This is a genomic window from Sedimentimonas flavescens, assembly GCF_025154035.1.
Lineage (GTDB): Bacteria > Pseudomonadota > Alphaproteobacteria > Rhodobacterales > Rhodobacteraceae > Rhodobacter > Rhodobacter flavescens.
Genome location: NZ_JAOALJ010000007.1, coordinates 69,860 through 96,356, shown reverse-complemented (window position 1 = coordinate 96,356; position 26,497 = coordinate 69,860). Strand labels below are relative to the sequence as shown.

At 65.8% G+C, this 26,497-nt stretch carries 25 protein-coding genes; 8 read left to right on the top strand and 17 right to left on the bottom strand.

Going from position 1 to position 26,497, the window contains the following annotated elements; all coding sequences use genetic code 11:
• Positions 1–38: 38 nt before the first annotated feature.
• A complete protein-coding gene (locus N3C64_RS13650) occupies positions 39–1,058 on the top strand; it encodes an LLM class flavin-dependent oxidoreductase (RefSeq protein ID WP_260014878.1) in 1,020 nt (339 codons plus the stop codon).
• On the opposite strand, the gene zapE is transcribed toward N3C64_RS13650, so the two are convergent.
• A complete protein-coding gene (gene zapE / locus N3C64_RS13645) occupies positions 1,055–2,134 on the bottom strand; it encodes a cell division protein ZapE (protein ID WP_260014877.1) in 1,080 nt (359 codons plus the stop codon). The two genes, N3C64_RS13650 and zapE, sit on opposite strands and share 4 nt — an antisense overlap.
• 143 nt (positions 2,135–2,277) lie before the next feature.
• On the opposite strand from zapE, the gene N3C64_RS13640 reads away from it, so the two are divergent.
• Genes N3C64_RS13640 through lpxK form a run of 3 tightly spaced genes read left to right on the top strand, consistent with a single transcriptional unit; the run spans position 2,278 to position 4,776 of the window.
• Positions 2,278–2,535, top strand: coding sequence for a DUF4170 domain-containing protein (locus N3C64_RS13640; protein WP_260014876.1), 258 nt, complete (start codon positions 2,278–2,280; stop codon positions 2,533–2,535).
• A 16-nt stretch (positions 2,536–2,551) separates the two neighbouring features.
• Positions 2,552–3,784, top strand: coding sequence for a 3-deoxy-D-manno-octulosonic acid transferase (locus N3C64_RS13635; protein WP_260014875.1), 1,233 nt, complete (start codon positions 2,552–2,554; stop codon positions 3,782–3,784).
• Positions 3,784–4,776 carry a tetraacyldisaccharide 4'-kinase gene (lpxK, locus tag N3C64_RS13630; protein ID WP_260014874.1) on the top strand — a complete coding sequence of 331 codons (993 nt, stop codon included), beginning with the start codon at positions 3,784–3,786 and terminating at the stop codon, positions 4,774–4,776. The genes N3C64_RS13635 and lpxK overlap by 1 nt, the downstream gene beginning before the upstream one ends.
• 9 nt (positions 4,777–4,785) lie before the next feature.
• Here lpxK and N3C64_RS13625 read toward each other — a convergent pair whose 3' ends face one another.
• The 6 genes from N3C64_RS13625 to N3C64_RS13600 all read right to left on the bottom strand — a co-directional run bounded on the left by N3C64_RS13625 (position 4,786) and on the right by N3C64_RS13600 (position 12,032).
• The gene (locus N3C64_RS13625; RefSeq protein ID WP_260014873.1) at positions 4,786–5,955 is read right to left on the bottom strand and encodes a TIGR03862 family flavoprotein; all 1,170 of its coding nucleotides are present in this window, start codon (positions 5,953–5,955) and stop codon (positions 4,786–4,788) included.
• Positions 5,952–7,265 carry a mechanosensitive ion channel family protein gene (locus N3C64_RS13620; RefSeq protein WP_260014872.1) on the bottom strand — a complete coding sequence of 438 codons (1,314 nt, stop codon included), beginning with the start codon at positions 7,263–7,265 and terminating at the stop codon, positions 5,952–5,954. The genes N3C64_RS13625 and N3C64_RS13620 overlap by 4 nt, the downstream gene beginning before the upstream one ends.
• A 61-nt stretch (positions 7,266–7,326) precedes the next feature.
• The gene (gene holA, locus N3C64_RS13615; RefSeq protein ID WP_260014871.1) at positions 7,327–8,349 is read right to left on the bottom strand and encodes a DNA polymerase III subunit delta; all 1,023 of its coding nucleotides are present in this window, start codon (positions 8,347–8,349) and stop codon (positions 7,327–7,329) included.
• A complete protein-coding gene (gene lptE, locus N3C64_RS13610; protein ID WP_260014870.1) occupies positions 8,346–8,840 on the bottom strand; it encodes an LPS assembly lipoprotein LptE in 495 nt (164 codons plus the stop codon). The genes holA and lptE overlap by 4 nt, the downstream gene beginning before the upstream one ends.
• Positions 8,827–11,394, bottom strand: a complete 2,568-nt coding sequence (leuS, locus tag N3C64_RS13605; RefSeq protein ID WP_260014869.1) for a leucine--tRNA ligase — start codon at positions 11,392–11,394, stop codon at positions 8,827–8,829. The genes lptE and leuS overlap by 14 nt, the downstream gene beginning before the upstream one ends.
• Positions 11,395–11,534: 140 nt before the next feature.
• Positions 11,535–12,032 carry a DUF3576 domain-containing protein gene (locus N3C64_RS13600; protein ID WP_218630412.1) on the bottom strand — a complete coding sequence of 166 codons (498 nt, stop codon included), beginning with the start codon at positions 12,030–12,032 and terminating at the stop codon, positions 11,535–11,537.
• Positions 12,033–12,313: 281 nt separating this feature from the next.
• Between N3C64_RS13600 and N3C64_RS13595 the strand changes: the two genes are divergently transcribed.
• The 3 genes from N3C64_RS13595 (at position 12,314) to N3C64_RS13585 (ending at position 15,034) form a co-directional block, all read left to right on the top strand.
• Complete coding sequence (locus N3C64_RS13595; protein WP_260014868.1) at positions 12,314–13,222, top strand: porin; 909 nt, start codon at positions 12,314–12,316, stop codon at positions 13,220–13,222.
• Between the two features lie 203 nt (positions 13,223–13,425).
• Positions 13,426–14,283: a porin gene (locus N3C64_RS13590; RefSeq protein WP_260014867.1), complete on the top strand. Its 858-nt coding sequence runs from the start codon at positions 13,426–13,428 to the stop codon at positions 14,281–14,283.
• 91 nt (positions 14,284–14,374) lie between these two features.
• Positions 14,375–15,034 (top strand): YggS family pyridoxal phosphate-dependent enzyme, encoded by a 660-nt coding sequence (locus N3C64_RS13585; protein ID WP_260014866.1) that lies wholly within the window; start codon positions 14,375–14,377, stop codon positions 15,032–15,034.
• Positions 15,035–15,037: 3 nt separating this feature from the next.
• On the opposite strand, the gene N3C64_RS13580 is transcribed toward N3C64_RS13585, so the two are convergent.
• Positions 15,038–15,595 carry a L,D-transpeptidase family protein gene (locus N3C64_RS13580; RefSeq protein ID WP_260014865.1) on the bottom strand — a complete coding sequence of 186 codons (558 nt, stop codon included), beginning with the start codon at positions 15,593–15,595 and terminating at the stop codon, positions 15,038–15,040.
• Positions 15,595–16,674, bottom strand: coding sequence for a GTP cyclohydrolase II (gene ribA / locus N3C64_RS13575; RefSeq protein WP_260014864.1), 1,080 nt, complete (start codon positions 16,672–16,674; stop codon positions 15,595–15,597). Before ribA ends, N3C64_RS13580 begins: the two co-directional genes overlap by 1 nt.
• 150 nt (positions 16,675–16,824) lie before the next feature.
• Here ribA and N3C64_RS13570 point away from each other — a divergent pair, with 150 nt between their 5' ends.
• On the top strand, positions 16,825–17,511 hold the full coding sequence (locus tag N3C64_RS13570; RefSeq protein WP_218630418.1) for a response regulator transcription factor: 687 nt from the start codon (positions 16,825–16,827) through the stop codon (positions 17,509–17,511).
• 30 nt (positions 17,512–17,541) lie between these two features.
• On the opposite strand, the gene N3C64_RS13565 is transcribed toward N3C64_RS13570, so the two are convergent.
• The 8 genes from N3C64_RS13565 to purH form a co-directional block, all read right to left on the bottom strand.
• Complete coding sequence (locus tag N3C64_RS13565; protein WP_260014863.1) at positions 17,542–17,886, bottom strand: DUF3775 domain-containing protein; 345 nt, start codon at positions 17,884–17,886, stop codon at positions 17,542–17,544.
• Positions 17,887–17,945: 59 nt separating this feature from the next.
• Positions 17,946–19,103 (bottom strand): DNA recombination protein RmuC, encoded by a 1,158-nt coding sequence (locus N3C64_RS13560; RefSeq protein ID WP_260014862.1) that lies wholly within the window; start codon positions 19,101–19,103, stop codon positions 17,946–17,948.
• The gene (gene mutL, locus N3C64_RS13555) at positions 19,100–20,959 is read right to left on the bottom strand and encodes a DNA mismatch repair endonuclease MutL (protein WP_260014861.1); all 1,860 of its coding nucleotides are present in this window, start codon (positions 20,957–20,959) and stop codon (positions 19,100–19,102) included. The genes N3C64_RS13560 and mutL overlap by 4 nt, the downstream gene beginning before the upstream one ends.
• A 51-nt stretch (positions 20,960–21,010) precedes the next feature.
• Positions 21,011–22,327 (bottom strand): M16 family metallopeptidase, encoded by a 1,317-nt coding sequence (locus N3C64_RS13550; RefSeq protein WP_218630422.1) that lies wholly within the window; start codon positions 22,325–22,327, stop codon positions 21,011–21,013.
• Positions 22,324–23,658, bottom strand: coding sequence for a M16 family metallopeptidase (locus tag N3C64_RS13545; RefSeq protein ID WP_260014860.1), 1,335 nt, complete (start codon positions 23,656–23,658; stop codon positions 22,324–22,326). The genes N3C64_RS13550 and N3C64_RS13545 overlap by 4 nt, the downstream gene beginning before the upstream one ends.
• A 74-nt stretch (positions 23,659–23,732) precedes the next feature.
• Positions 23,733–24,287 (bottom strand): DUF3035 domain-containing protein, encoded by a 555-nt coding sequence (locus tag N3C64_RS13540; RefSeq protein ID WP_218630424.1) that lies wholly within the window; start codon positions 24,285–24,287, stop codon positions 23,733–23,735.
• Positions 24,288–24,356: 69 nt separating this feature from the next.
• The gene (gene lspA / locus N3C64_RS13535) at positions 24,357–24,836 is read right to left on the bottom strand and encodes a signal peptidase II (protein WP_218630425.1); all 480 of its coding nucleotides are present in this window, start codon (positions 24,834–24,836) and stop codon (positions 24,357–24,359) included.
• Positions 24,837–24,905: 69 nt separating this feature from the next.
• Positions 24,906–26,492, bottom strand: coding sequence for a bifunctional phosphoribosylaminoimidazolecarboxamide formyltransferase/IMP cyclohydrolase (gene purH / locus N3C64_RS13530; RefSeq protein WP_260014859.1), 1,587 nt, complete (start codon positions 26,490–26,492; stop codon positions 24,906–24,908).
• Positions 26,493–26,497: the final 5 nt, after the last annotated feature.

Below are 26,497 nucleotides of genomic sequence, written 5' to 3'. Positions count from 1 at the left end.
GCTGACCCTATCCTGCATCGCAACAGCAGGAGCGCATCATGAGCCTTGAATTCGGCCTCGACACCTTTGGCGACATTACCCGCGATTCGGGCGGCAACCGCTCGGGCGCGCAGGTCATCCGCGACACCCTGGCCGAGGGGATCCTGGCCGATCAGGTGGGCCTCGATTATTTCGGTCTGGGCGAACATCACCGCCCCGATTTCGCGATTTCCTCGCCCGAGCCGATCCTGGCGGCGATCCTTGCCCGAACCGAACGGATCAAGGCGGGCACCTCGGTCACGGTGCTCTCGTCGGATGATCCCATTCGCCTCTTTCAGCGATTCGCCACGCTCGACGCCATCGCTCCGGGCCGGGCCGAGATCACCATCGGGCGCGGCTCGTTCACGGAAAGCTTCCCGCTTTTCGGCTACAAGCTTGATGATTACGAGACGTTGTTCGAGGAGAAATCCCAACTTCTGCACCTGCTGACGACGCAGGACAAGGTGACCTATCAGGGCAATCACCTGCCCGATCTGCGCGGCGTGACCGTCTATCCGCGCCCCGAACAACCGCTGCGCGTCTGGCGCGGCGTGGGCGGCAGCCCGCAATCGGTGGTCGAGGCCGCGGCGATGAATATGCCGCTGGTGATGGCGATCATCGGAGGCAGCCCCTCGCGTTTCGCGCCGCTGGTTGATCTTTATCACCGTGCGCATGCGCAGATCGGCACGCCCGTGCAGCCCATCGGCGTGCATTCGCCCGGTCATGTCGCCCATACCGATACCGAGGCCAAGGAAGAGTTCTTCCCCGCCTATGCCGAGATGCATGACCTGATAGGGCGCACGCGCGGCTGGCCGCGCCTGACCCGCGAGGCCTTCGAATCCGAGATCGCGCATGGCTCGCTCTATGTCGGCTCGCCCGAGACGGTGGCGCGCAAGATCGCCAATACAGTCAAGACGCTTGGCCTTGCGCGCTTCACGCTGAAATACAGCGCAGGCCCGCAGGCGCCGGAAAACCTGCTCAAGACGATCGAGCTTTACGGCACCCGCGTCGCGCCCATGGTGCGCGAGTTGCTGGCCTAGGCCTCGGCGCCCCAGTCGGCGCCCTGCATCTCGCGCAGGCGGCTGGCGGTGCGCTCGAATTCAAAGGTGCCCTCGCCCTCGATATAAAGCCGCTCGGGCACATCGGCGGCCGAGCAGATCAGGCGCACCTTGGCCTCATAAAGCGCGTCGATCAGGATGACGAAGCGTTTGGCCTCGTTGAAGTTCGAGGCGGATAGCAGCGGGATATCGTCGATCATCAGCACCCGCACCGCTTCGCCGATGGCGAGGTAGTCGGCAGGCCCCAGCATCGCGGCGCACAGATCCCAGAAGGACGCGCGCCCGACGCCGTTGTGGAAATGCTCGATCACCACCTGACGGCCCTTGACGGTCAGCACAAGGCGCGAAGCCTCGTCATGGCCGGTCAACTCATCCCACAGCGCATCCATCCGGGTGCGCGCGGTCTGGCCGAGCGGCTGGAAATAAACCTCTGCACCCGCCAGCCGGTGCTGGCGATAGTCGGTCTCGCTTTCGATCTCATGCACGTCAAGCTGGGTGCGCAGGACGCCGATGAAGGGCAGGAAGAGCTCGCGGTTGAGGCCGTTCTTGTACAGATCCTCGGGCACCCGGTTCGAGGTGGTCACCACGGTGACGCCCAGATTGAACAGCGTCTCGAACAGGCGGCCCACGATCATCGCATCGGCGATATCGGTGATCTGCATCTCGTCAAAGCACAACAGCCGCAGCGAGGCCGCGATCTCCTTGGCCGCGGGCATCAGCGCGTCTTCCACCTTGGCGCGGCGGGCGACGTCGATCTTGGCCTGAACCTCCTGCATGAAGGCGTGGAAGTGGACGCGCCGCTTGGGCACATCGACCGCGTCGCAAAACAGATCCATCAGCATCGACTTGCCGCGCCCGACCCCGCCCCAGAGGTAAAGGCCGCGCACCGCCTCGGGCGGCTTGGCAAAGAGCCCGAAGATCCCCGCCTTCTTGGCCGGGGCCTCCAGTTGCTCGCGTACCTGTTCGAGCATGGGCAGCACCGCGCGCTGCGCCGCATCGGCATGAAGCGTTCCGGCGGCGACCCGCGCGTCGTAGATTTCGGTCAGCGTCTGTTTCATCTGGACTAGGTATCGCGTGGCGCGGGCTTTGAAAAGAAGGCGTTTGCGCGGTTTTCGTAACCAGTCGCCGCAACGCGGCGCTTGTGACATTGCTGCCCTTGCACTAGTGTCCCGCAGCGCAGCATTACCCGACAGGAGGCCCCATGTCCAAACCGAGCCCTCAGCGCCTTCACCTCGTTTTCGGCGGTGAACTGGTCGATCCGCAGCGCAGCGAATTCAAGGATGTGGACAAGATCCACGTCGTCGGTATCTTCCCGAACTACGCCAGTGCCTATGCCGCCTGGAAGGCCGAGGCGCAGCGCACCGTCGATGACGCCCATACCCGCTACTTCATCGCGCACCTGCACCGCCTGCGCGACGAGGAAGCCGCCGCGTCCTCGACCGAAGAACTCGGCAACTAATAGCCGAACGCCGGTCATGCAGCGCTCTTTCCTGCTCTGGCTACGCCTTGCGCTGGCCGGTTTGCGCCGGCCGGGGCCGGAAGCGCGCCGCATCGCCGCCGAGACGCGCCCGGAAGGCGCGCTGATCTGGCTGGTCCTGAACGACAGCGCCGAGGCGGCCGCCGATGCGGCGCTTCTGGCGCGCCGTCTGAACCGGCTGCGCCCGCAGCTGAACCTGATCGTCACGACCCGAGGCCCCATCGCGGACAGCATCACCTGGCCGCAGCGCACCCGGATTGAGGCGATGCCGGAAAACACCCCCGCCTCAATGCGCATGGTGCTGGATGGCTGGCGCCCCGATCTGATCGTGCTGATCGGCAATGACCTGCCCGCCGCGCTGATCTGTGCTGCGCGCAGCGTGCCGATCCTGCTCGTCGATGTGCATCTGGCCGGTGGCACCATCCGCAACCCGTTGCTGCGCAATGAGGCGCGTTCGCTCTTGCGGCGGGTGCGGCGGGTTCTGGTGCGCGACTCCGAAACCTCCGCGACGCTTCTGGCACTTGGCGTCGATCAGGCGCGCGTCGAGATTGGCGGGGTGATCTCGGACCCGCCCGATCCGCTGCCCTGTTCCGATGCCGAGCGGTCCTCGATCGCGCAGCAGATGCGCGCGCGCCCGATCTGGCTGGCGGCCAGCGTCCCCGAGGATGAGATTGCCACCGTCATTGCAGCCCATGCCCATGCGCTGCGCCTTGCGCATCGGATGCTGCTGATCCTGGCGCCCGATGCGACTGGGGACGCGACCGAGCTGGCCGACAAGCTGGACGCCGAGGGCTGGGTGGTCGGGCGCCGCTCGCTTGAGGGTGAGCCGGACGAAGAGATGCAGATTTTCCTAGCCGACGATGCGGGCGATTACGGGCTGTGGTATCGGCTGGCGCCAGTCACCTATATGGGCGGCACGCTTGGCGAGGGGGCGCAGGCGCCGCGCTCGCCGCTGGAGCCCGCGGCGCTTGGCTCCGCCATCGTGCATGGTCCGAAAACCGCCCCCCATGCCGCCGAATTCGCCCGGTTGAGCGAGGCCCGTGCCGCGCGCGCCGTGATGGCGCCCGGCCAGCTTGGCGAGGCCGTGGCCGAGCTGATCGCCCCCGATCGTGCCGCGATTCTGGCGCATAACGCCTGGGCCGTGACCTCGGGCGGGGCAGGGGCCGTGGAGGCCACCGCGCGCGCCATCGTGACCGAGCTTGACCGCGCCGCCATTGCGAGGGTCGTTTGATGGGCGCGCCGCTGTTTTGGTTCACGTCTCCCGACACCCCCGCGCCGCTGGCACGGCTGCTGGCGCCGCTTGGGCGGCTTTATGCAGCGGCGACCGCGCGGCGGTTGCGGCAGACCGGGCAGGCGGTCGGCGTGCCGGTGATCTGCGTGGGCAATATCAACGCGGGCGGCACCGGCAAGACGCCCACGGTCATCGCGCTGGTGCAGCACCTCGCCGCGCGCGGGATTGTCGCGCATGTCGTCAGCCGTGGCCATGGCGGCAGTCTGACCGGCCCCGTGCGCGTGGATGAACGCACCCATGCCGCAGATGGAACCGGGGATGAGCCGCTTCTGATTTCCGCCTTCGCGCCGACCTGGGTCGCCAAGGACCGTGCGGCGGGGGCGCGGGCGGCCGTTGCGGCCGGGGCGCAGGCCATCGTTCTGGATGACGGGCACCAGAACCCGGCGCTGATCAAGGATCTGTCGATCGTCGTGGTCGATGCGGTCAAGGGCTTCGGCAATGGCCGCTGCCTGCCCGCAGGCCCGTTGCGCGAGCCGGTCGAGGCGGGGCTGAGCCGCGCTGATCTGTTGCTGTCTATCGGCCCGCCCGCCGCGCAGGAGGCTTTCGCAGCAAGTTTGGGGGGGGGCAAGATCAGCGTTCAGCATCTGACCGGCGCACTCGCGCCCCTGCAGACCGGGATGGACTGGGAGGGGCTGCGCGTTCTGGCTTTTGCGGGCATCGGTCACCCCGAGAAATTCTTTGCCACCCTGCGCGGCCTTGGCGCCGAGGTGATCCGGGGCGAGGCGCTGGAAGATCACCAGCCCTTCACCCCGCGCCTGCTGACCCGGCTTGAGACCGAGGCGCGGCTGCTTGGTGCGCAGATGGTCACGACCGAAAAGGACGCCGTGCGCCTGCCCGCGGCCTTCCGCCCCAATGTGCTGGCGCTTCCCGTGCGGCTTGAGATTGCCGATACCGCTCCGCTGGATGCGGCACTGGCGCGGCTTGGGCTGTAAACGCCGCGCCTAAGCGGCCAGATGGCGCGCGGCCGCCAGCCCGGCATGATGCCCGGTGGCAAGGCAGGCGGTCAGCAGATAGCCCCCCGTCGGGGCCTCCCAATCCAGCATCTCACCCGCCGCAAAGACGCCGGGCAGGGCGCGCAGTTCCAGATCGGGGCTCAGCGCGGCGCGGGCGATACCCCCGGCGGAAGAAATCGCTTCGGCAATCGGGCGCGGCCCGGCGTGGTGAACGGGCAGCAATTTGATCAGCGCCGCCAGCGCGGCAGGGTCTTGCGGCAGCGGGCGGCCCCATTCGTTCAGCAGCGCGATGCGCAGCGCGTCGAAATGCAGCGCCTTGCGCAGCCGGTTCGTCAGGCTGTCCTTGGCGGGCAGCCGGGCCAGACGCTCGGCGATCTGATCCGCGCCCAGATCCGGCGCGAGGTCGAGCGCAAGCGGGCTGCCATCGCGCATCTCCGCCGAGACGGCATAGATCCCCCCGCCCTCGATCCCGCGCGCCGAGATGACGAACTCGCCCCGCGTCACGCCGCTGTCGGTGATCAGCGCAGCACCTTTCACGGGCGTGCCGAAATGGCGCTGCATATGGGGCGACCAGTGCACCACAAAACCCATATTCGCGGGGCGGAACGGGGCGATCTGCACGCCCTTGTCCGCCAGCCACGGCACCCATGCCGCGTCCGAGCCCAAGCGCGGCCAGCTTGCCCCGCCGAGCGCCAGAACGGTGACGCGCGGGCGCAGGGTGGTCTGCCCCTGCGGCGTGTCGAAGAGGAAATCATCGCCCGCAAAGCCGCTCCAGCGCCAGCGGGTGCGGATCTCGACGCCCAGACCCACAAGGCGCCCGATCCAGGCGCGCAGCATGGGCGAGGCCTTCATGCCAACGGGAAAGACCCGCCCGGTCGAGCCGGTGAAAAGTTCGATCCCCAGGCCGCGCGCGAAATCCTGCACCGCCTCGGGGCCAAAGGCATCGACGTAGCCTGTGATCCAGTCGTCGCGATAGGCGGCGGTGAAATCCGCCTCGACCTTGGTCAGGTTCAGCCCCGACTTGCCCGCCATCAGGAACTTGCGCGCCAGCGTCGGCTTGGCCTCGGCCAAGTGCACGCGATAGCCCGCCCGCCCGATCTGTTCCGCCGCCATAAGGCCCGCCGGACCGCCGCCGATGACAAGCGCGTCGAGGGTCATGCCGGCAACGTGCCCCGGATCTCGACCACGCGATGGGGGTAGGGCATGGCGATCCCGGCGGCGGTCAGCGCGCGCCAGACCTCCATCCGGACCTGGCTTGCGTATTTGTTCTTGCCGTCGTCGATGCCGTTCACCCAGTACTCCAGGCTGAAATCGACCCCGCTTTCGCCAAATCCCGCAAGCTCGCAATCTGGGCCCTCGGGCGCCTTCAGCACAAAGGGCAGCGCCGCGACGGCGGGCACGACAACATCGGCCACGCGCTCCAGATCCGTCTCATAGGTGACCTGAAAGCTGACTTCGTAGCGGTTGGCCGAGCCCTGATCCGAGTAGTTCACCACGCGCGAGGTGATGAAATGCTCGTTCGGGACGACGATCCACTTGCCGTCGAAGGTCTCCAGAATGCAGGCACGCGCGGTCATGCGCACGATGGTGCCCTTCTCTCCGCCGTCCAGCTCGACATAGTCGCCAACGGTGGTCTGGCCCTCGATCAGCAGGATGATCCCCGAGACGAAGTTGGCCGCGATCTGTTGCAGGCCAAGCCCGACACCAACGCCAAGCGCGCCGCCCAGAACCGCCACGGCGGTCAGGTTGATACCCATGATCGACATCAAAAGCAGGAAGGCCGCGCCGAAAATGGCGATCTCGGTCGCTTTGGCGGCAAGCTCGCGCGTGGCCGGGCGCAGGTCTTTCTGGGCCTTGATGTAGCTCGCGCTCTGCCGGTTCGACCAGGCGCCCATCCAGAACAGAAGGCTGCCCGCGATCACCCCGCGGATCAGCGCCATGACCGAGAAATGAATATTGCCCAACTCGATCGTCAGGCTTTCCAGCCAGGTGACGATCGGCCCAAGCGCGCCAAGCGCGTAAAGCGCGGCGGCGGGTACCAGAACGTAGCGCCCCAGAAGGCGTAGGAAGGGCTCGCGCAGGATGTCTTGCGCAAAGGCGCGGGCGGCCATGAACAGAAACACGCGCTTGCCAAAGGCGATCACCGCGCCGGAGCCAAAGAGCGAGCGGGTGAAGGCCTCGCCCACCGCCGTCAGCCCGTAGGCCAGCAATGGCACCAGCAGCGGCAAAAGCAGAAGCGACCAGCGCCGGATCATCGCGAAGGGGCCGCTGGCGCCCTCGGGCGGGGTGATCAGCGCGCTGAGTTGCGTGCGGAACCGCCGCCCGAGCAGATGCGCCATCACCCAGGCCATGCCGAGCAGCACGAATTGCGACCATGCGGCGGGGCTGGCCGCCCAGTCCTGCGCCGTTGCGAGCCAGGGCGCGAGACGGTCCTGCAATGAGTCGATAAGCGGGCTTAGCTGTTCCATGATCTCATCCGGTCGGGTTTGGCCACAGATCGCATGGCAGGCCCGGCATCACAAGCTGCGCCTAGCGTCGCGCCATCATCGCCAGACGCAGCAGCGCGCGCTCCATCACCGCCATTTGCGGCGCCTTCGAGGTCGAGCGCAGCGTCAGGTCGGTCTCGATCAGCAGCTTGAGCGCCTCTTCGAGCCGGAACATGCCCCAGGCCTGTGCCTGCCGCTGCATCCGGTCGCGGCGCGGCCCGAAGACCGGCGGGCGCATCCGTTGCAGCCCCGCGCCCGGCCCGCCGGGGTCGGAGGCGGCGAAATGCAGCGCCCGGAAATGGCGCAGCGCGGCAATGGCCATCTGAACGGGCTGGACGCCCTGCCCCTCGATCCGGCGCATGGTCTGGCCGAGTTCACCGGTGCGGCCCTCGGCCACGATATTGAGCACGTCATCCACCTCGGCCTCGATCGTGGCGGGGGCGCAGGCGGCAACATCGGCCGGGGCCAGCGGGGTCGTGTCGCCGAACTTGTACAGCGCGATCTTCTCGACCGTCTGGCGGAAATCGCCGGGATCGAGCGCCTTGGCCAGTGCAAGCAGATCGGTCATCGCCTCGGGCGCGATATGGTGCAGACCGGCGCGCTTGAGCGTATCCTCGATCTCTTCGCGCGACGGCGGATCGTCATAGATGCCAATGGCATAGGCGTTGGAATGGCCCTCGAAAATCTTGCGAAGCGCGGATTTCGCGGTCAGCGAGCCTGCGGTGACGACGATCTGGGCATCGCCCTCGCGCCAGTCCTTGACGGCTTCGGCGATAACCGGGGCGAGTGTGTCGGTCGCATCCTCGACAAAGGCCACGCGCGGGCCGGGGAAAAAGCCCACGGCCTTCATCGCATCCATCAGCGCCGCGCCGTCCTTGCGCAGCTCGGCCGCGGGAATGCGGGTCAGGCGCATTTCGGCCTCGCCCTCAGGGCCGATCAGGGCGGCGATCACCTCTTGCCGGCGCAGGGCCACGCGCATCGCGTCGGCGCCGAAGATCAGAAGGCCGGTGCGATCAGCGTCGGGGCGCGCGAAGTAACGGGTCGCTGCGACACCGGCCAGCTTCATTGCGGCAGCGATCCGGCCTGCGCGAGCAACCGGGTCACGATCTGGTCCGCCAGCATCCGCATCAGGCGCTCATGCGCATCGATTTCGGCGGCCTGGGTCGAGACGATCGAGCCCGTCGCAGACCAGGAGGTGAAGGAGCTTACCCGCCCGGTCAGCAGCACCGCATCCGAGGCGCGATCATGCAGCCGGTATTCCGTCGAGCCGGTCAGCGAATAGCGTGTGGTCGCGTTGTCGGGCGTAATCGCCTGGCCGATGGTTTCGGTGTTGAGCTTGTAGGCCAGCCGGTAGCGCGCCGCGCCCGCCGGACCAAGCCGTTCGCTCAGCCGCCGCACCAGCGCGAATTCGTCGCGGGTCTTGGGGGCATCGGCCTCGACCCCGCCGAGAAGCGCCGTGCCACCACCCTGCGGCCCGTAGGCCGGGGTGAAACCGCAGGCGCCGAGGGCCAGGGCCCCCGCAAGCACAAGAAATTTCCGACGGTCAGATGACCACATTGACGATGCGCCCCGGCACGACGATGAGTTTCTTCGGCTGACCACCGGCCAGCGCCTTGAGCACAGCTTCGTCCGCCAGCACCAGCTTTTCAACCTCTTCCTTCGGCATCTCCTTGGGAACGGTGATCTCGCCGCGGCGCTTGCCGTTGATCTGGATCGGCAGGGTCACCGAATCCTCGGCCAAGAGCGCGGGATCGGCCTTGGGCCAGGGCGCGGTAACAACGAAACCCTCGCCGCCAAGCGCGGCCCAGATGTCCTCGGCCAGGTGCGGCACCATCGGCCCCATCAGCTGCGCCATCAGCTTCATCGCCTCGCGCTTGACCGGGTTCGAGGCACCCGATTTCGACAGCGTGTTGGTCAGGCCGTAAAGTGCTGCGACCGCCTTGTTGAAGGCAAAGCCCTCGATCGAGCGGGTGATCTCGTCGACCGCCTTGTGGGCGGCGCGCAAAAGCGCCTCATCCTCGGCCCCGCCTGCACCGCCCACGCCTTCCGCGATCTCGGCGGCGATGCGCCAGACGCGGGCAAGGAACTTGGCCGTCGCTTCGGCGCCCGAGGCGGTCCATTCCACGTCGCGCTCGGGCGGGCTGTCGGACATCACGAAGAAGCGCGCCGTATCGGCCCCGAAGGAGGCGATGATATTCATCGGATCAACGACATTCTTCTTGGATTTCGACATCTTGGCCGAGGGGATGATCTCGAGCTTTTCGCCCGTGGCCTTCACCACGCCGGCCTCGCGGTCGATGTCTTCGGGCAGGTGGTAGACCGGTCGGCCCGCGCTGTCGCGCGTCATGTAGATCTCATGCGTGACCATGCCCTGGGTGAAGAGCGCGTTGAACGGCTCGATCGCCTTGGCGGGTAGGTGGCCGGTGCGGTGCATCGCGCGGGCGAAGAAGCGCGAGTAGAGCAGGTGCAGAATCGCGTGCTCGATGCCGCCGATATACTGATCGACGTTCATCCAGTAATCGACATCCTCGGCCACGGTCGGCGTGGCGGCGTGGGGCGCGGTGAAGCGCGCGTAATACCACGACGAATCGACGAAGGTATCCATAGTGTCGGTTTCGCGCTTGGCGGGCGCGCCGCAGCTTGGGCAGGTGCAATCGCGCCAGGTCGGATGCCGGTCGAGCGGGTTGCCCGGCTTGTCGAAGGACACGTCATCGGGCAGCTGGACGGGCAGGTTTTCCTTCTTCTCGGGCACCACGCCGCAGGTCGCGCAATGGACGACCGGAATCGGGCAGCCCCAGTAGCGCTGGCGCGACAGGCCCCAGTCGCGCAGGCGATAGTTCGTCACGCCCCGGCCGATGCCGTTTTCCTCGCAGAATGCGATGGCCGCGGCGACAGCCTCTTCGCCGGTCTGCACGGTCTCGCCCGCGAAGCCGCGGATATAGCGCACGCGCTCGGACTTGAGCGGCACGAATTCCTCGGTGGGCACAAGATCGGCCTCGGCGGTGTCGTCCGCCTCGGGGCGGAAGACCGAGTGGATCGGCAACTCGTATTTGGTGGCGAATTCAAAGTCGCGCGCGTCATGGGCCGGGCAGCCGAAGATCGCGCCGGTGCCGTAATCCATCAAGATGAAGTTGGCGATATAGACCGGCATCTCCCAGGCCTCGTCGAGCGGGTGACGCACGCGGATGCCGGTGTCCATGCCCAGTTTCTCGGCGGTTTCGATGGCCTCTTCGGTGGTGCCACCCTTGCGGCATTCGGCGACAAAAGCGGCGATCTCGGGGTTGTGACGCTCAAGATGCTTGGCCAGCGGGTGATCGGGCGAGATCGCGGCAAAACTGGCGCCCATCAGCGTGTCGGGGCGGGTCGTATAGACCTCGATCCGGTCGAAACCTTCCGGCGCGTCGATGGTCGAGAAGGCAAATTGCAGACCGCGCGACTGGCCGATCCAGTTCGCCTGCATGAGGCGCACCTTCTCGGGCCAGTCCTTGAGGCCGTCGAGAGCGCCCAACAGCTCACCGGCGAAATCCGAGATGCGGAAGAACCACTGCGTGAGTTCCTTGCGCTCGACCAGCGCGCCCGAGCGCCAGCCGCGCCCGTCGATCACCTGCTCGTTGGCCAGAACGGTCATGTCGACCGGGTCCCAGTTCACCACGGCGTTCTTGCGATACACGAGCCCCGCGTCGAGCATGTCGATGAACATCGCCTGCTGCTGGCCGTAGTACTCCGGGTCGCAGGTCGCGAATTCGCGGCTCCAGTCGATCGACAGGCCAAGCGGCTTCATCTGCCCGCGCATGTCGGCGATATTGCCGTAGGTCCAGTCCTTGGGGTGGCCGCCCCGCTCCATCGCGGCGTTTTCGGCGGGCATCCCGAAGGCGTCCCAGCCCATCGGGTGCAGCACCGAGAAGCCCTGCGCCATCTTGTAGCGCGCGACCACGTCGCCCATCGTGTAGTTGCGCACATGGCCCATGTGGATGCGGCCCGAGGGGTAGGGGAACATCTCGAGCACGTAGTATTTCGGCTTGGCCGGGTCGCGCTTGGCGGTGAAGACGCCGGCCTCATCCCAGGCGGCTTGCCATTTCTGTTCGGTCTGGCTCGGTTCGTAGCGCGACATTTCGGCCCCTCATGCGGAATTCTGCGTGCCGTAGCTACACCGTGAGGGGCGACAACGTCCAGACTGCCAAGGGAGCAAGGCAAAAAATACTCCCGCCGCGGAGACCGGGGCGGGAGCGCATCTTGCCTGTCTGCGGCGCCTTAGAGGTTGGCGTCGCGGATCCGGATCTGCCGGGCGCGGGTGAGAATCGCATCCTCGACCGCGCGCACCGTCTCGGCCGAGACAACGCCGCCGCGGCTTTCGAGCGAGACCTTGAGGCTGCGCGCATCCAGCGCCGGGTCGGTGACGTAAACGGTGGCCTTATAGGCGCGGCCGCCGCCGGGCGGGGTGCCGTAGCCCGTCACGATCACGCCCGAGAAGGGGTCGACCGATTGAATCGGCAGGAAGTTCAGCACTTCAAGCGATGCCTGCCACAGATATTTGTTGACCTCGACCGTCACGTTCGGGTCGTCGGCATTCCCGAACAGCTCCCAGATCGTATCGGTCTTGTCGCGACCTTCCTCGACCTGCGGGGCGACCTGGGCATCGGGGCCGGTATTGTCGCCGAACAGGTTGCCGCTGCTGATGCCGCCGCAGCCCGAGACCGCAAGCACGAGGCCGCAAATCGCGCTGGCGCGCAGAAAGTCACGCATGTTCATCGGCTACTGCCTCCGTCCGCCTAGGTTTTCAGACTTGTGCCCGTACTATGCCTGTCTCTAGCCCAAGGCCCCAAGCCCGACAAGGATTTTCCCGCGTATTACATCGTGCTTCGCCGCGCTGGCCGGTTTGCAGACTGTGGCAAGAGTGCACCATGCACGGCGGCAATTCCGGGAAGGGGGAGGTTTGCGTTGCATTGCAGGGGCCAAGGCGTGAAATAGCACCATACCCAAATCGGAGTGACCCGAGTTGGGGTTTACCTTTGACACAATGAGGGAAAACGATGAAAAAGGTTCTTCTCGCGACGACCGCTCTGGTGTTCTCGGCTGGCTACGCTGCCGCTGAAGTCACCATCGCTGGCTCGGCCAACATGGGCTTCAAGTACAACGAAGCCGGCCTCGGCTACGCTGGCAAGGACACCGCCGGCTGGTACGAAATCGACATGACCGTCACCGGCACCATGGAATCGGACGCTGGCCTGACCTTCGGCGCTACCGTCGATCTGGACTCGGTCTACGGCAACGACAACCAGGACTACGGCGGCACCGTGTTCGCCTCGGGCGCCTTCGGCACCTTCACCGTCGGCATGGTTGACCCGGTCGCTGACGACTACGGCATGTCCGACATCGGCTTCGACGGCATCGGTATCGATGACGTCGCCGAAATCGGCAACTACTCGTTCGGTCTGACGACGCTCGAAGGCCTGACCGGCATCGACTTCGGCGATGTTGACTGGGGTGTGACCGCTGACGCTCGCTGGGACTACTCGGTTGGCGCCATCACCCTCGGCGCCTCGATCGACACCATCAACGAAGACTACTCGATCGCTGCCGCCTATGACTTCGGCGTCGTCAAAGCGGCTCTGGCCTACTCGAAAGACGATCTGAGCGGCTACGACTCGACCCAGTTCAAGCTGAGCGGTTCGCAGAACGGCTTTGGCGGTGAGTTCTTCTACGCCACCAGCGACCTGGCCGACTCGTACGGCGTCTACGGTTCGTACAAGACCGGCGCTCTGATGCTGGAAGCCGCGTACTCGAAAGCTGAGCTGGACAACTCGTTCGGCGGCGGCAGCGGCGACGCTTGGGGTCTCGGCGCCAAGTACGACCTCGGCGGCGGTGCCAAGGTTGCTGGCGGTATCGGCGACATCGAAGGCAACACCGTTGCCGACCTCGGTGTGACCTTCTCGTTCTAATCCTTACGGATCTGAATGACGGAAGAGCGGGCTTCGGCCCGCTCTTTTCGTTTTCTGGCGGTTTTTTTGTAGCGCCGATGCCGCAGTTGCGCGGAAAGATCGTGCGCTGTTACCGGCTCGATTGAAGCGGCCCTCGTTTGCGCGCATTGTCTCCTCAGCACACGGCGAGGTTTCATCGCCGTTCTCGAATGAAGGGGCAGATTATGAAGAACGTTCTTCTTGCGACCACCGCGCTGGTTTTCTCGGCGGGCTTTGCGGCGGCCGAAGTGACCATGAGCGGCGAAGCCAACATGGGCTTCAAATACAGCGAGTTTGGTCTTGACTATGCGGACAAGAAAACCGCTGGCTGGTATTCTATTGAACTCGATATCACCGGTACGATGGAGACGGATACGGGCCTGACGTTCGGTGCCTCGGTGACCCTCGAGTCGGACTACGAAGACGGCGACAATCAGGACTATAGCGGCGTGGTTTTCGCGTCGGGCGCGTTCGGCACCATCTCGGTTGGTGTGATCGACCCGATCGCAGACGATTACGGCCTTCAGGATATCGGTTTCGACGGAATCGGCATCGACGACATCGCCGAAGACGCTGGCTTCCTCGGTGAGGCCGATGTGCGTTGGGATTACGCGACCGGCGACTTCACCTTCGGCGTTTCGGTGCACACCATCTATGAAGATTACGGTCTGGGTGTCGGCTACGATCAGGGCGCGTTCAACTTCGGCCTGACCTACGATCACTACGAGGACGGCTCGTTCGACGTGAACACGACCTCGCTGCTGCTTGGCTATGAGGCGAATGGCTTTGCCGGCCATATCTATGTCACCGATGCCACCGATAATGGCACTTCCTATGGCATCTACGGCTCCTACGTGACCGGCCCGTGGCTGTTCGAAGCCGCCTACGCCAAGGCGGATGACGATTCGCTCACCGCGCCCGGCGTGGATGCTTACGGTATCGGCGCGAAATACGAGCTCGGCGGCGGCGCCCAGCTGGCGGGTGGTATCGGCGCGATCGATAGCGACACCGTTGCCGATCTCGGTGTGACCTTCTCGTTCTGATCCCAACGGACAGTACGATGCGAGAGCGGGCCTTGGCCCGCTCTTTTCTTTTATGCGCTGACGTGGTGTCTTGTGCCAAAAGGATGGTTCCATGGGATTGAGCGAGATCACTGCGAAGATTGCGCAGGCTGAGGCGGCAGCGGGTCGCGCTGCGGGGGCTGTCGCGCTGATTGCCGTCTCCAAGGTACAACCGGCCGAGCGGGTCGAGGCAGTTCTGCGCGAGGGGCATCGCCTCTTTGGTGAGAATTACGTGCAGGAGGCCGCAGGCAAGTGGCCCGCATGGCGTGCGGCCTTTCCGGGTGCGCAGGTTCATATGATTGGCCCTTTGCAGACCAACAAGGCCAAGCTGGCGGTGGAGTTGTTCGAGGCGATCCACACGCTCGATCGCCCCTCTCTTGCCGTCAAGCTGGCCAATCTTGCGCAGGCGCGCGGCACGAGCCCCGAGTTATTCGTTCAGGTCAACACCGGCGCCGAGCCTCAGAAGGCGGGCGTGCTGCCGGACGGGGTGGATGCTTTCGTGGCCGAGGCGCGCGCGATGGATCTGCCGGTCGTGGGCCTGATGTGCATTCCGCCCGAAGACGAGGACGCCGCGCCGCATTTTCAGATGCTTGCGCAGATGGCGGCGCGGAACGGGCTAAGCGGCTTGTCGATGGGAATGAGCAGTGATTTCGAGGCGGCGATTGCCGCCGGGGCGACGCATGTGCGCGTGGGTTCGGCCATCTTCGGCGCGCGGGATTACGGTGCGCGGTAGGGCTTAAACCTTGTCATGCGGCAGGCCCCGGGGCGCTGCCCCGGACCCCGAGGTATTTTGCTCCAGGAGAAAGCAGGCGAGCGGCGGGATCTCGATCTCGGCGCCGGGTTCAAGGCGTTGGGCGAGCCAGAGCAGATCCGCGCGTCTGAACGCGAGGCAGCCTGCGGTCGGGTAGCCCGCGCGTCGGCGCTGATGCAGGAAGATGGCCGAGCCATGGTCGGGCATCGCCGTCGGATAGTTCCAGTCGGTGACGAGGACGATGTCGTAGAGCGGGTCTGCGCGGCGCAGGGTTTCGTGGCTGGCGTGGAATGGTGCGCGGACGCGTTGGTTGTAGTGTGGGTGATCGACGGCATCGCACCACAGATCATGTGGACCGATCGGGCGTGCCCAGGGCGCGGGGCGGGGCAGGCGGTCTGCGCGCCAGAACATTTCGAGGATGCGCAGGCGACCGATCGGGGTTGCGCCGTCGCCTTCGCGTTTGTCGCGCCGCAGACCGCCGCGGCCGATCTCGAGGGGGAGCGTCCGGTTGCCGACCCGCAGCCCGGTGGGCGTGAGGCGCATCACAGGATATGCCCCGATTTTTCCGCCTTGGTGGCAAGGTAGGCCGCGTTATGACGGCTGACACCGACACGCAGCGGCACGCGCTCGATGACCTTGATCCCGTTTGCCTCAAGCATCCGCACCTTGGCGGGATTGTTGGTCAGCAGGCGCACGGCGTGAAAGCCGAGTTTCTTCAGCAGGGCCGCGCCGATGCGGAAGTCACGCTCGTCATCCTCGAAGCCGAGGCGGTGGTTCGCCTCGACCGTATCGAAGCCCTGATCTTGCAGCGAATAGGCGCGCATCTTGTTGGCCAGGCCGATGCCGCGCCCCTCCTGGTTGAGGTAGAGCAGGATGCCTGTGCCTTCATGCCCCATCTGCGTCAGCGCGGCGTCAAGCTGCGGCCCGCAGTCACATTTCAGCGACCCAAGCACATCGCCGGTGAAGCAGGCCGAGTGCAGCCGCGCCAACACGGGTTTGTCGCGCGCGGGGGAGCCGATCTCGATGGCGTAGTGTTCCTCGCCGCCGTCATCGGGGCGAAAGATGTGCAGTCGGCCCTTCTCTGCTGCGCGCATCGGCACACGGGCGGCGGCAACGGGGGCGAGGACCGTCTCGGCGGCGATCTCGCGCAGCGCATCATTGGCGTCGAGCGCCGTCAGCCCCTCGGTCGGGGGCGAGGGCAGCGGTGCGAGGATCGCGGCGGGCAGCAGATGCGCGGATTTCGTCAGCGCAATGGCGGCCCGGGCAAGGGTTGCGTCTCCGCCCCGCTCGGCGCTGAGCGGGCCTTTCATCGGCATGGCCAGATCGTCCGCCGGGTCGGCCAATGCCTGAAGCCAGTCAAGCTCGGCATCGGCGGGCACGCGGATGCGGGCCAGATCGGTATCATAGATCCGCGCCTTCAGCGTCTCGGCGCGGCGCGCGGTCAGCACCAGTACCAGTGGCCCGAGGGTACGCAGCGCCGCAAGCCGCGCGGGGCTGAGCGTCTCGACGGCGACCGCAAGGCAGCTGTCGGACAGCACAACAGGCAGCCCCATGCGCAGATCGGCGCGCGCGCGGTTGAGCCGTTCGGCAGGGGTCGGGCCAAGGGAAAGGGCGGTATCCATAGCTCGTGACATAATCGTTTGTGCAACAAATTGAAACATATCCCGCGCTGGCGTCACCTCCGCGTGAGAAAGATTTCACACCCCTTGCCGTGCACGTGATCGGGCCTCAGCTTGGCCCCAACGAACAGAGCTGACGAAAGGGAGGCACCCATGGCTGGTCTGAAAAAGATCCTTCTGGTTGACGACGATACCGATCTGCGCGAGGCGCTGGCCGAGCAACTGATCGCCACCGACGATTTCGAAGTGTTCGAGGCAGGCTCGGGCGTGGAAGGGGTAGAGAAGGCGAAGGTCGCACTATACGACCTCGTGGTTCTTGACGTCGGTCTGCCCGATACCGACGGGCGTGAGCTGTGCAAGAAGCTGCGCAAGCTGGGCGTGAAATGCCCGATCGTCATGTTGACCGGCCATGATACCGATGCCGACACGATCCTGGGGCTCGACTCGGGGGCGAACGACTACATCACCAAGCCGTTCAAGTTCCCGGTCCTTCTGGCGCGTCTGCGCGCGCAGCTGCGCACCCATGAGCAATCCGAGGACGCGGTGTTCCAGCTTGGGCCGTATACGTTCAAGCCCGCGATGAAGATGCTGATCGACGCGAAAGAGCGCAAGATCCGGCTGACCGAGAAGGAAACCAACATCCTCAAGTTCCTTTATCGCGCGACCGATGGCGTGGTGCCGCGCGACGTGCTGCTGCATGAGGTCTGGGGCTACAATGCGGGCGTTACCACGCATACGCTGGAAACGCACATCTACCGCCTGCGCCAGAAGATCGAGCCCGATCCCTCGAACGCGCGGTTGCTGGTGACCGAATCCGGCGGCTACCGTCTGGTGGCGTGAATTGGAAAGGCGGCCTCAGGGCCGCCTTTTTCATACCGAGGGATAGGCCTCCTGCTCGGCGTCTTCGGGGTCTATGCCAAGCGCGCTCAGCCCGTCTTCGAGGTAATCGGCCAGCATCGGCACACCCATGAGGTAATCCTCGGTCGGGGCCGTAGCCTCGGCGCGGGCGGTGTTGAAGGCCTCGTCGAATTCGCTCGCATCAAAGGTTTCGCGCCCGACCCACATGATCGCGGTCAGCGCGGCCTGCTCTTCCTCGTTCAACGCGGCGATAAAGGCGCGCAATTCGCGGCCTTGCCCCGAGCCCGGCAGATCGGCGTCGAACTTGCGGGCGCGAACGATGACATGGGCGACTTTGGCGGGGCTGATCGGTAGCATAACGTCCTCCGTATGGCGCCAGTTTCGCGCCAGTTACGGCCCTGCGCAAGCGCAATCGCTCAGGGTTTGATCTGGACGATGCGCGGGTCGTCGGGTTCGGGGGTAAGTTCCTCGAAATCGAAATTATCAAGGCGATGCGCGCGCTTACCGGCCTTCTCGGCCGAGATCTTGATTTCCTCGATATCCTTGGCGGCCTGGGTGAAATGCCGGTCAAGATTGCCCACACGGGTGCCCAAACGATCGACGTCCTGGTAAAGCGCGGCCAGCTCCTTGCGGATCGCCCCGGCCTGCTCGCGCATCCGCGCGTCTTTCAGCACGGCGCGCATGGTGTTGAGCGTGGCCATGCAGGTCGTGGGGCTGACGATCCAGACCTTGGCGGTGAAGCCTTCGCGCACCAGTTCCGGGAAATTGGCGTGCAACTCGGCATAGACGGCCTCGGAGGGCAGGAACATCAGCGCCCCGTCGGCGGTTTCGCCCTCAAGGATGTATTTCTCAGAAATCGCCTTGATATGGCTGCGTACGGCAATACGCATCATCCGCTGCGCCTCGATCAGCTGGCTCTGGTTCTCGGCGCGGCGCAGGGCCTCATAGGCCTCCAGCGGGAATTTCGAGTCGATCACGATGGGGCCGGGCGGGTTGGGCAGATGGATCAGACAGTCCGCCCGCCGTCCGTTTGAAAGCGTCGCCTGCATCGTGTAGCTGTCCGAGGGCAGCGCCTTGTGCACGATGTCATTGAGCTGGATCTCGCCAAAGGCGCCACGGGTCTGCTTGTTCGACAGGATGTCCTGCAGCCCCAGCACATCGCCCGAGAGCTTCTCGATATTGGCCTGAGCCTTGTCGATGGCCTCAAGCCGCTGGTGCAGATCGCCTAGCGAGCGTGCCGTGCGCGTGGCGGTGCCGTGCAGGCTTTCGGTCATCGAGCGGTTCACATCGGCCAGGCGCTGCTCCATCAGGGCCAGCACCTTGGTCTGGCTCATGGCCTGCGCCTCGGAGACGTGATGCAGCCCCCCGGCAAGCTGGTGCTGCCCGTCCGAGAGCGCCTGCACACGCTGCGAAAGCTGCACCATATGGCCCGCCAGCGGGTCGATCGCCTGGGCTGAACGCCCCGCCGCGCGCAGCACCATGATCAGCAAAAGCACGATCAGCCCGCCGCCGATCAGCAGCGCCAGAACAAGCGGGTCGCCAAGGTCGATCTGATGGGTGCCGATGGTGATCATGTCCGTCCGAAAAGCCGTTCGATATCGCCAAGCCGTAGCTCGACATAGGTGGGGCGGCCGTGGTTGCACTGGCCGGAATGGGGGGTGGCCTCCATCTCGCGCAGGAGGGCGTTCATCTCTTCGACGCGCATCTGACGGCCCGAGCGGATCGAGCCATGGCAGGCCATACGGCTCAGCACCGCTTCGATGCGGGCCTGCACAAGCTGGCTGTCGCCAAGGTCCGCAAGCTCATCCAGCACATCGCGCAGAAGCGCCGCAGCGTTGATCTCGCCCAATATCGCCGGGGTTTCGCGCACCGCGACGGTGCCGCCGCCGAAGGGCTCGATGCCAAGGCCGAGACGCGCGAGATCGTCGGCCAGATCCAGCAGTCGCGCGGCATCGCCGGGCGAGAGTTCAACGATCTCGGGGATCAGCAGCGCCTGTGCGGCGACGCCCTTTTCGGCCATCTGCCGCTTGAGGCGCTCATAAACCAGCCGCTCATGTGCCGCGTGCTGATCGACGATGACGATCCCGGTCTCGGTCTGGGCGATGATGTAATTCTCATGCACCTGTGCGCGGGCGGCACCCAAGGGCTTGGCCGTCAGTTCGGGCTGCGGCGCCGGGTCTGCCACGCGGGCCGAGGGGGCAATGGGCGCGTCGAACACCGGCGAGGCCTCGGCGAAGCTTGGCTGGTTCAGTGGGGCCTGCGCGCTATAGGCGCTGCGGATCGCGCCAAGGCTCGGGCGGTCCATCTGGTAGATGCGCGGGGACACGGGTTCCTCGGGGCGCATTGCGCCAAGCGTCGCGCTCGCCACGGTGCTTGAGGCCCGATGCCCCGCCTGCGACAGCGCATGGCGCAGCCCACCCACGATCAGCCCGCGCGCCACGCCGGATTCGCGAAAGCGCACCTCGGCCTTGGCGGGGTGGACGTTGACGTCCACGCGCTCGGGTTCGCAGCTGAGGAACAGCACCGCTGCAGGGTGCCGGTCGCGCGAGAGGAAATCCATATAGGCCGCGCGCAGGGCCCCGATCAGCATCTTGTCGCGCACCGGGCGGCCGTTCACGAAGAGGAACTGCTCGACCGCAGCGCCGCGCGAATAGGTGGGCAGGGCGGCGTATCCGGTCAGGCGGATGCCCTCGCGCTCGGCGTCGATGGGCAGGGCGTTGTCGGCGAAGTCGCGGCCAAGCACACGCGCGAGCCGCCCCGACAGCGCACCGAACAGCTCGCCCTGTTCGGCATCGGCGCGGAAGATCTCGCGCTCATTGCCGCCCGAGGTGTCGATCAGGCGAAAGCTGACATAGGGCTCGGCCATGGCGAGACGCTTGACCACATCAGCGATGGCCTGCGCCTCGGCGCGGTCGGTGCGCAGGAACTTGAGCCGCGCGGGCGTCGCGTAGAACAGATCGCGCAGCTCGACCACGGTGCCCCGGTTGAGCGCGGCGGGTTTGACCGGCCCGATCTGCCCGCCCGCAACGGTGATTTGCGCGGCGTCGAACCCTTCGGCGCGCGAGGTGATGGTCAGCCGCCCGACCGCGCCAAGCGAGGGCAGCGCCTCGCCGCGAAAGCCGAAGGTGTGGATGTTGAGCAGGTCCGATCCGTCGATCTTCGAGGTGGCATGGCGGCTCATCGCCAGCGGCAGATCCTCGGCGGTCATGCCGCAGCCGTCGTCGGTGATGCGGATCAGCGTTTTGCCGCCATCGGCATAGGCGATCTCGATGCGCGAGGCCCCGGCATCAAGCGCGTTCTCGATCAGCTCTTTCACCGCCGAGGCCGGACGCTCCACCACCTCGCCCGCCGCGATGCGGTTGGCGGCGGCATCGTCAAGTTGCCGGATGACGGGGCGATTTGCGCCTATATTGGGGGGCTGTGCATTCATCCTACAAGGGATAGCACAGCCCTCGGCCAAGCCCAACAGATTCGGGATCGCTTAGTTCGAGGCGCTCGTGTCGAGCCCCTCGGGCTTGCCAACCACGACAAAGCGCAGCGCATCGGCATCGAGCAACCGCTGCGCGACGCGTTTGATGTCTTCCTTGGTGACCGCCTCGACCTTGGCATTGCGGGTGTTCACATAGTCGATCGGCATGTGATTGAGCTGCATCCCCGCCAGAATCCCGGCGATCTGCCCGTTGCCGTCGAAGCGCAGCGGATAGGCGCCGGTCAGGTAGGTCTTGGCGTCGTTCAGTTCCTGATCGGTGACCTCGCCCGTCGCCATGCGCGCCCATTCGGCGCGGGTCACGGCGATGGCCTCGGCGACCTTGCCATTGGCCGAGGCGAACGAGCCCTGCCAGGTCTCGGCCAGATCCTTGGGCGCGAGGTAGGTATAGATCCCGTAGGTCAGGCCGCGCTTCTCGCGCACCTCTTCCATCAGGCGCGAGGCAAAGCCGCCCTCGCCCAGGATCTGGTTGATCACATAGGCCGCGAAGAAATCCGGGTCATCCATCGGCAGCCCTTGCTGACCGAAGATCACCACCGATTGCGGCGTGTCGTAATCGACCACGCTCACGCCCCCGGCCAGGCCAAGCTCGGCCCGCGGCGGCATCGGTGCGCCTGTTTCGGGCAGGTCCCCCAGCAGATGGTCAAGCAGCACGCCCAGTTCCGCCGGCGTGATGTCGCCCACGGCCGAGATCACCAACCGGTCGCGCGCCATCACGCGGGCTTTCGCGTCGAAGATATCCTCACGCGAGAGGGCCTTGACGCTTTCCGCCGTGCCGTTGAGCGAGGAGCCATAGGGATGATCGCCATAGGCCAGCTGGCGAAAGGTCCGCCCGGCGATGGCGTTGGGATCTTCCTCATCCGAGGCGATGATCGACAGCACCTGCCCGCGCACGCGGTCCACCGCCACCTGATCGAAGCGCGGGTTGGTCAGCGCCTCGCGCAGCAGGTCGACCGCCTTGTCGCGATTCTCGGTCAGCATCCGCGCCGAGATCTTCAGCGTGTCGTCATCCACGTCGAAGCTGAACTGCGCGGCCAGCGACTCGGTCGCCTCGGCGAAGGCCTGCGCATCCATCTGGCCCGCGCCCTCTTCAAGCGTCGCGGCCATCAGGGTGATCGCGCCGCGCTTTTCCGGCGCATCAAGGCTTGCGCCGCCGCGAAAGCGGATCTCGAGCGCGGTGAAGGGGATGTCATGGGCCTCGACCAGCCAGGCATTGAGCCCGCCGGGCGAGGTGACCTGCTGAATATCGAGCGCGCGGGCGGGCAGCGTCAGGCTAAGCACGGTCAGGGTGGCCAGAACGAAGCGGATCATTGGGTGGCCTCCACGGCGGGGCGGGTCAGGTATCCGGTCACGGCCTGACGGCGGTCAAAGACGGAACGGGCGGCCTGCATCACCTCTTCCTCGGTGACGGACATCAGCACATCGGGCCAGCTTTGGACATCTTCGACCGAAAAGCCCGAGGTCAGCGCCTCGCCATAACGGCGGGCGAGCGCCTGCGTGTTGTCCTGCGCGTAGATTTCCGAGGCGCGGATCTGGGTGCGGATACGCTCGAACTGTGCGGGGTCGATGCCCTCGTGCAGGAACTCGGCCAACGCGGTGTCGATCGCGGCCTCGGTTTCTTCGAGCGACATGTCGGCGGCGGGGATCGCGGCGAGGCCAAAGGTCGTGTCGTCGATCGCCATGCCATCGTAGAAGGCCGAGACATAGATCGCCGTGCCGCTGCCATAGACCAGCTTGCGCGCCAGCACAGAGGTCTGCGGATTGCCGCCCAGAACCTCGGCCAGAATCGTCAGCGCGGCGGCCTCTTTCTGATTGCCGGGGTCACGCTCGGGCGCGAGGTAGCTGCGCGAGACATAGGGCTGTGCCACGCGCGGATCGGGGAACACGAGGCGCCGTTCGGCCAGTTGCGGCGGCTCTTGCGGGCGGACACGGGGCGGAATGTCGGCCGAGGGTTCAAGCGGGCCGTAATAGGTCTGCGCCAGCGCCTTGACCTGCTCGGGGGTCACATCGCCCGCCACCACCAGAACGGCATTGTTGGGCGCGTAATAGCGGCGATACCATTCCAGCGCATCGTCGCGGGTCAGGGCCTCCATCTCCTGCCGCCAGCCGATGACCGGCGTGCCATAGGGATGGTTGAGATATTGCGCGGCGTTGCGTTGTTCGCCGAAGAGAGCGCCGGGGTCGCTGTCGGTGCGTTGCGCGCGCTCTTCAAGGATCACGTCGCGCTCGGTCTGCCAGTCGTCGGGCGAGATCTTGAGATGCCGCATCCGGTCGGCTTCCATCTTCATCACCAGCTCCAGCCGGTCGGCGGCGATGCGCTGGTAATAGGCGGTATAGTCATAGGAGGTGAATGCATTGTCCGACCCGCCATTGGCCGAGACGGTTTTCGACAACTCCCCCGCGGCCATCGAGTCGGTGCCCTTGAACATCAGGTGCTCAAGGTAATGGGCGATTCCCGACTTGCCGCGCCGTTCATCCGCCGATCCGGCCTTGTACCAGACCATATGCACCACGACCGGGGCGCGGTGATCTTCGATCACCACGGCCTCAAGGCCGTTGTCGAGCGTGAAATGGGTGACGTTTTCGGCCCAGACGGGCCAGGCAGCCAGCCATGCAACAGCCGCAGCGAAAAAGGCGCGCACCAATGATCCCTCCGTTATGTGGGATCAACTTACGGGCTGGGTGGCCGGTGGCAACCCGCCTGACGGGATATTGATCAGTTACCCGATGCCGCTTGGGCGATGCCGCCGGGCGGGGCCGCCGGGGTGCGCAGGCCCAGCTTGCGCCAACGCTCCAACTCGGCCTCCTGATCGAGGCTCATGGGTTCGTAGGCATGGTAATAGACGTTCACGCTGAACAGGCGTTCGAGCAGGCGACCGTCATTGGCGCGGCGATACTCAAGGTCTTCGGCGGCCAGCTGCTCGCGGATATTGGCCGAGGTGCCAAAACGCGCCGCTTGGGCAACAAGTGCGCTGTCCGAGGCCGGGATGCCGCCTGCCTTGAGGCGCGCGGGGTTGCCGCCGAGGGCGGCAATGGCGTCCGCTCCGGGCGTCGGGTCGGTAATGTTGGTGCCGCCCGGCGTGGGTGCGGGCAGCGCGGCGAGGTCTTGCGGCATCTGCAGCGGTTTGGTCGGCAGGATGCCGAATTCGTCCGGGCCCTGCGTGGCCGAACGCAGATGCATCAGCCGGGGCTCATCATCGCCGCCGCCACAGGCCGACAGCACGAGGACGGTCGCAAATGCGATCCCGAGCTTGCCGATGGTTGCCTGCATGGGCCACTCCCTCACCTGTTTCCCCATCCTCTTAGCCTATCGCTTTGGCCGCGTCACGCCAGAAAGGCGTCAGGACTTTTGCTGAGCCGAGTCGTTGCCGGTGAACAGCATCAGCCCGGCCGCGCCAAGGAAAACCGCGATATCGGCGACGTTGAACGAATAGGGATTCCTCCAGATCGGCAGCGACATGTTCAGAAAGTCGGCCACCGCGCCATAGGCCACACGGTCGATCACGTTGCCAAGCGCCCCGCCGATCAGCAGACCGGCCGAAATCTTGACCTGCGCCGAATGCTGGTCGCGCGCGATCCAGATCCAGACCCAGGCCGAGATCGCCAGCGCCACGGCGATCAGAACCCACCGCGACCAGCTTGCCTCGCCCGAGAACAGGCCGAAGTTGATGCCCTGGTTCCAGGCCATCCGAAGATTGAGCCATGGCGGAAGCACATCGATCGCGCCGACGCGGTCGAGTTCGAGATAATGCACGACCAGGTATTTGGTCATCTGGTCGAGCATCAGGATGATTGCCGCAATCTTGACGGTCAGCCGCATCCCAACCCCTAAACAAACATAAAAAAATCGTAGAGCGGCCCGCGCCCGTGACGCGGGCCGCTCGAGCTATTAATGACGGAAGTGACGCATCCCCGTAAAGACCATTGCGAGGCCGCGTTCATTCGCCGCGTCGATGACCTCCTGGTCACGCATCGAGCCGCCGGGCTGGATGATTGCCGTCGCGCCCGCCTCGGCTGCGGTGATCAGCCCGTCCGCGAAGGGGAAGAAGGCGTCCGACGCCACGACCGAGCCCTTGGTCAGCGGCTCGGCCAGACCCATGACCTCGGCCATGTCCTGCGCCTTGCGCGCCGCGATGCGGGTCGAATCGACGCGGCTCATCTGGCCCGCGCCGACGCCCACGGTGGCGCCATCCTTGACGTAGATGATCGCGTTCGACTTGACGTGCTTGGCGACCTTCCAGGCAAACAGCAGATCGCGCAGTTCCTGCTCGGTCGGCTGGCGCTCGGTCACGACCTTGAGGTCGTCCATCGAGATCGCGCCATTGTCCTTGCCCTGCACGAGGAAGCCACCGGCGACCTGACGATAGGTGGTGATGGTCGATTTCGGATCGGGCAGCGCGCCGGTGGTCAGCAGGCGCAGGTTTTTCTTGGCGGCAAAGATCGCCTTGGCCTCGTCGGTCGCCTCGGGGGCGATGACAACCTCGGTGAAGATCTTGCAGATCTCTTCGGCGGTGGCACCGTCCAGCGTCTGGTTCAGTGCGATGATGCCGCCGAAGGCCGAGGTGCGGTCGCAGTCGAAGGCGCGGCCGTAGGCTTCGGTCAGGCTCGCGCCCGAGGCCACGCCGCAAGGGTTGGCGTGCTTGATGATCGCGCAGGCGGGCTTGTCGGTGCCGAATTCGGCCACCAGCTCGAAGGCCGCGTCGGTGTCGTTGATGTTGTTGTAGGACAGCTCCTTGCCCTGATGCTGCTTGGCCGTCGAAACGCCGGGGCGGTTCGAGCCGTCAAGGTAGAAGGCCGCCGACTGGTGCGGGTTCTCGCCGTAGCGCAGGGTCTGGGCCAGTGTGCCGGCGAAAGCGCGGCGGCGCGGGGTTTCCTCGCCGATGGCCTGCGCCATCCAGGTCGAGACAGCCGCGTCATAGGCCGCGGTGCGGGCATAGGCGATCTGCGCAAGACGCTGGCGGAAAGCATAGGTGGTCGCGCCGTCATTGGCGTCGAGTTCCGCCAGAACCGCGCCGTAATCCTCCACATCGACCACCGTCGCCACGAAGGCGTGGTTCTTCGAGGCCGCGCGGATCATCGCCGGGCCGCCGATGTCGATATTCTCGATGCAATCCTCGTGATCGGCGCCTTTCGCGACGGTGGCCTCGAACGGGTAGAGGTTCACCACCAGCAGGTCGATCGGCTCGATCCCATGGGCGGCCATGGCCACCAGATGCTCGTCATTGTCGCGCAGCGCCAGCAGGCCGCCATGGACCTTGGGGTGCAGAGTCTTGACGCGGCCATCCATCATCTCGGGGAAGCCGGTCACCTCGGCCACGTCGCGCACGCTCAGCCCGGCCTCGCGCAGCGCCTTCGCCGTGCCGCCCGTCGAGAGCAGCTCGACACCGCGCGCCGAGAGCGAGCGGGCAAAGTCGATCAGCCCGGTCTTGTCGGAAACAGAGATCAGGGCGCGGAGGAGGGGGACGGGTCTGGTCACGGCTG

What these genes read in the sequence shown, in the direction of transcription:
- N3C64_RS13650 (WP_260014878.1), top strand. Translation starts at nt 39, where the DNA reads ATGAGCCTTGAATTCGGCCTCGACACCTTTGGCGACATTACCCGCGAT.
- zapE (WP_260014877.1), bottom strand. Translation starts at nt 2,134, where the DNA reads ATGAAACAGACGCTGACCGAAATCTACGACGCGCGGGTCGCCGCCGGA.
- N3C64_RS13640 (WP_260014876.1), top strand. Translation starts at nt 2,278, where the DNA reads ATGTCCAAACCGAGCCCTCAGCGCCTTCACCTCGTTTTCGGCGGTGAA.
- N3C64_RS13635 (WP_260014875.1), top strand. Translation starts at nt 2,552, where the DNA reads ATGCAGCGCTCTTTCCTGCTCTGGCTACGCCTTGCGCTGGCCGGTTTG.
- lpxK (WP_260014874.1), top strand. Translation starts at nt 3,784, where the DNA reads ATGGGCGCGCCGCTGTTTTGGTTCACGTCTCCCGACACCCCCGCGCCG.
- N3C64_RS13625 (WP_260014873.1), bottom strand. Translation starts at nt 5,955, where the DNA reads ATGACCCTCGACGCGCTTGTCATCGGCGGCGGTCCGGCGGGCCTTATG.
- N3C64_RS13620 (WP_260014872.1), bottom strand. Translation starts at nt 7,265, where the DNA reads ATGGAACAGCTAAGCCCGCTTATCGACTCATTGCAGGACCGTCTCGCG.
- holA (WP_260014871.1), bottom strand. Translation starts at nt 8,349, where the DNA reads ATGAAGCTGGCCGGTGTCGCAGCGACCCGTTACTTCGCGCGCCCCGAC.
- lptE (WP_260014870.1), bottom strand. Translation starts at nt 8,840, where the DNA reads ATGTGGTCATCTGACCGTCGGAAATTTCTTGTGCTTGCGGGGGCCCTG.
- leuS (WP_260014869.1), bottom strand. Translation starts at nt 11,394, where the DNA reads ATGTCGCGCTACGAACCGAGCCAGACCGAACAGAAATGGCAAGCCGCC.
- N3C64_RS13600 (WP_218630412.1), bottom strand. Translation starts at nt 12,032, where the DNA reads ATGAACATGCGTGACTTTCTGCGCGCCAGCGCGATTTGCGGCCTCGTG.
- N3C64_RS13595 (WP_260014868.1), top strand. Translation starts at nt 12,314, where the DNA reads ATGAAAAAGGTTCTTCTCGCGACGACCGCTCTGGTGTTCTCGGCTGGC.
- N3C64_RS13590 (WP_260014867.1), top strand. Translation starts at nt 13,426, where the DNA reads ATGAAGAACGTTCTTCTTGCGACCACCGCGCTGGTTTTCTCGGCGGGC.
- N3C64_RS13585 (WP_260014866.1), top strand. Translation starts at nt 14,375, where the DNA reads ATGGGATTGAGCGAGATCACTGCGAAGATTGCGCAGGCTGAGGCGGCA.
- N3C64_RS13580 (WP_260014865.1), bottom strand. Translation starts at nt 15,595, where the DNA reads ATGCGCCTCACGCCCACCGGGCTGCGGGTCGGCAACCGGACGCTCCCC.
- ribA (WP_260014864.1), bottom strand. Translation starts at nt 16,674, where the DNA reads ATGGATACCGCCCTTTCCCTTGGCCCGACCCCTGCCGAACGGCTCAAC.
- N3C64_RS13570 (WP_218630418.1), top strand. Translation starts at nt 16,825, where the DNA reads ATGGCTGGTCTGAAAAAGATCCTTCTGGTTGACGACGATACCGATCTG.
- N3C64_RS13565 (WP_260014863.1), bottom strand. Translation starts at nt 17,886, where the DNA reads ATGCTACCGATCAGCCCCGCCAAAGTCGCCCATGTCATCGTTCGCGCC.
- N3C64_RS13560 (WP_260014862.1), bottom strand. Translation starts at nt 19,103, where the DNA reads ATGATCACCATCGGCACCCATCAGATCGACCTTGGCGACCCGCTTGTT.
- mutL (WP_260014861.1), bottom strand. Translation starts at nt 20,959, where the DNA reads ATGAATGCACAGCCCCCCAATATAGGCGCAAATCGCCCCGTCATCCGG.
- N3C64_RS13550 (WP_218630422.1), bottom strand. Translation starts at nt 22,327, where the DNA reads ATGATCCGCTTCGTTCTGGCCACCCTGACCGTGCTTAGCCTGACGCTG.
- N3C64_RS13540 (WP_218630424.1), bottom strand. Translation starts at nt 24,287, where the DNA reads ATGCAGGCAACCATCGGCAAGCTCGGGATCGCATTTGCGACCGTCCTC.
- lspA (WP_218630425.1), bottom strand. Translation starts at nt 24,836, where the DNA reads ATGCGGCTGACCGTCAAGATTGCGGCAATCATCCTGATGCTCGACCAG.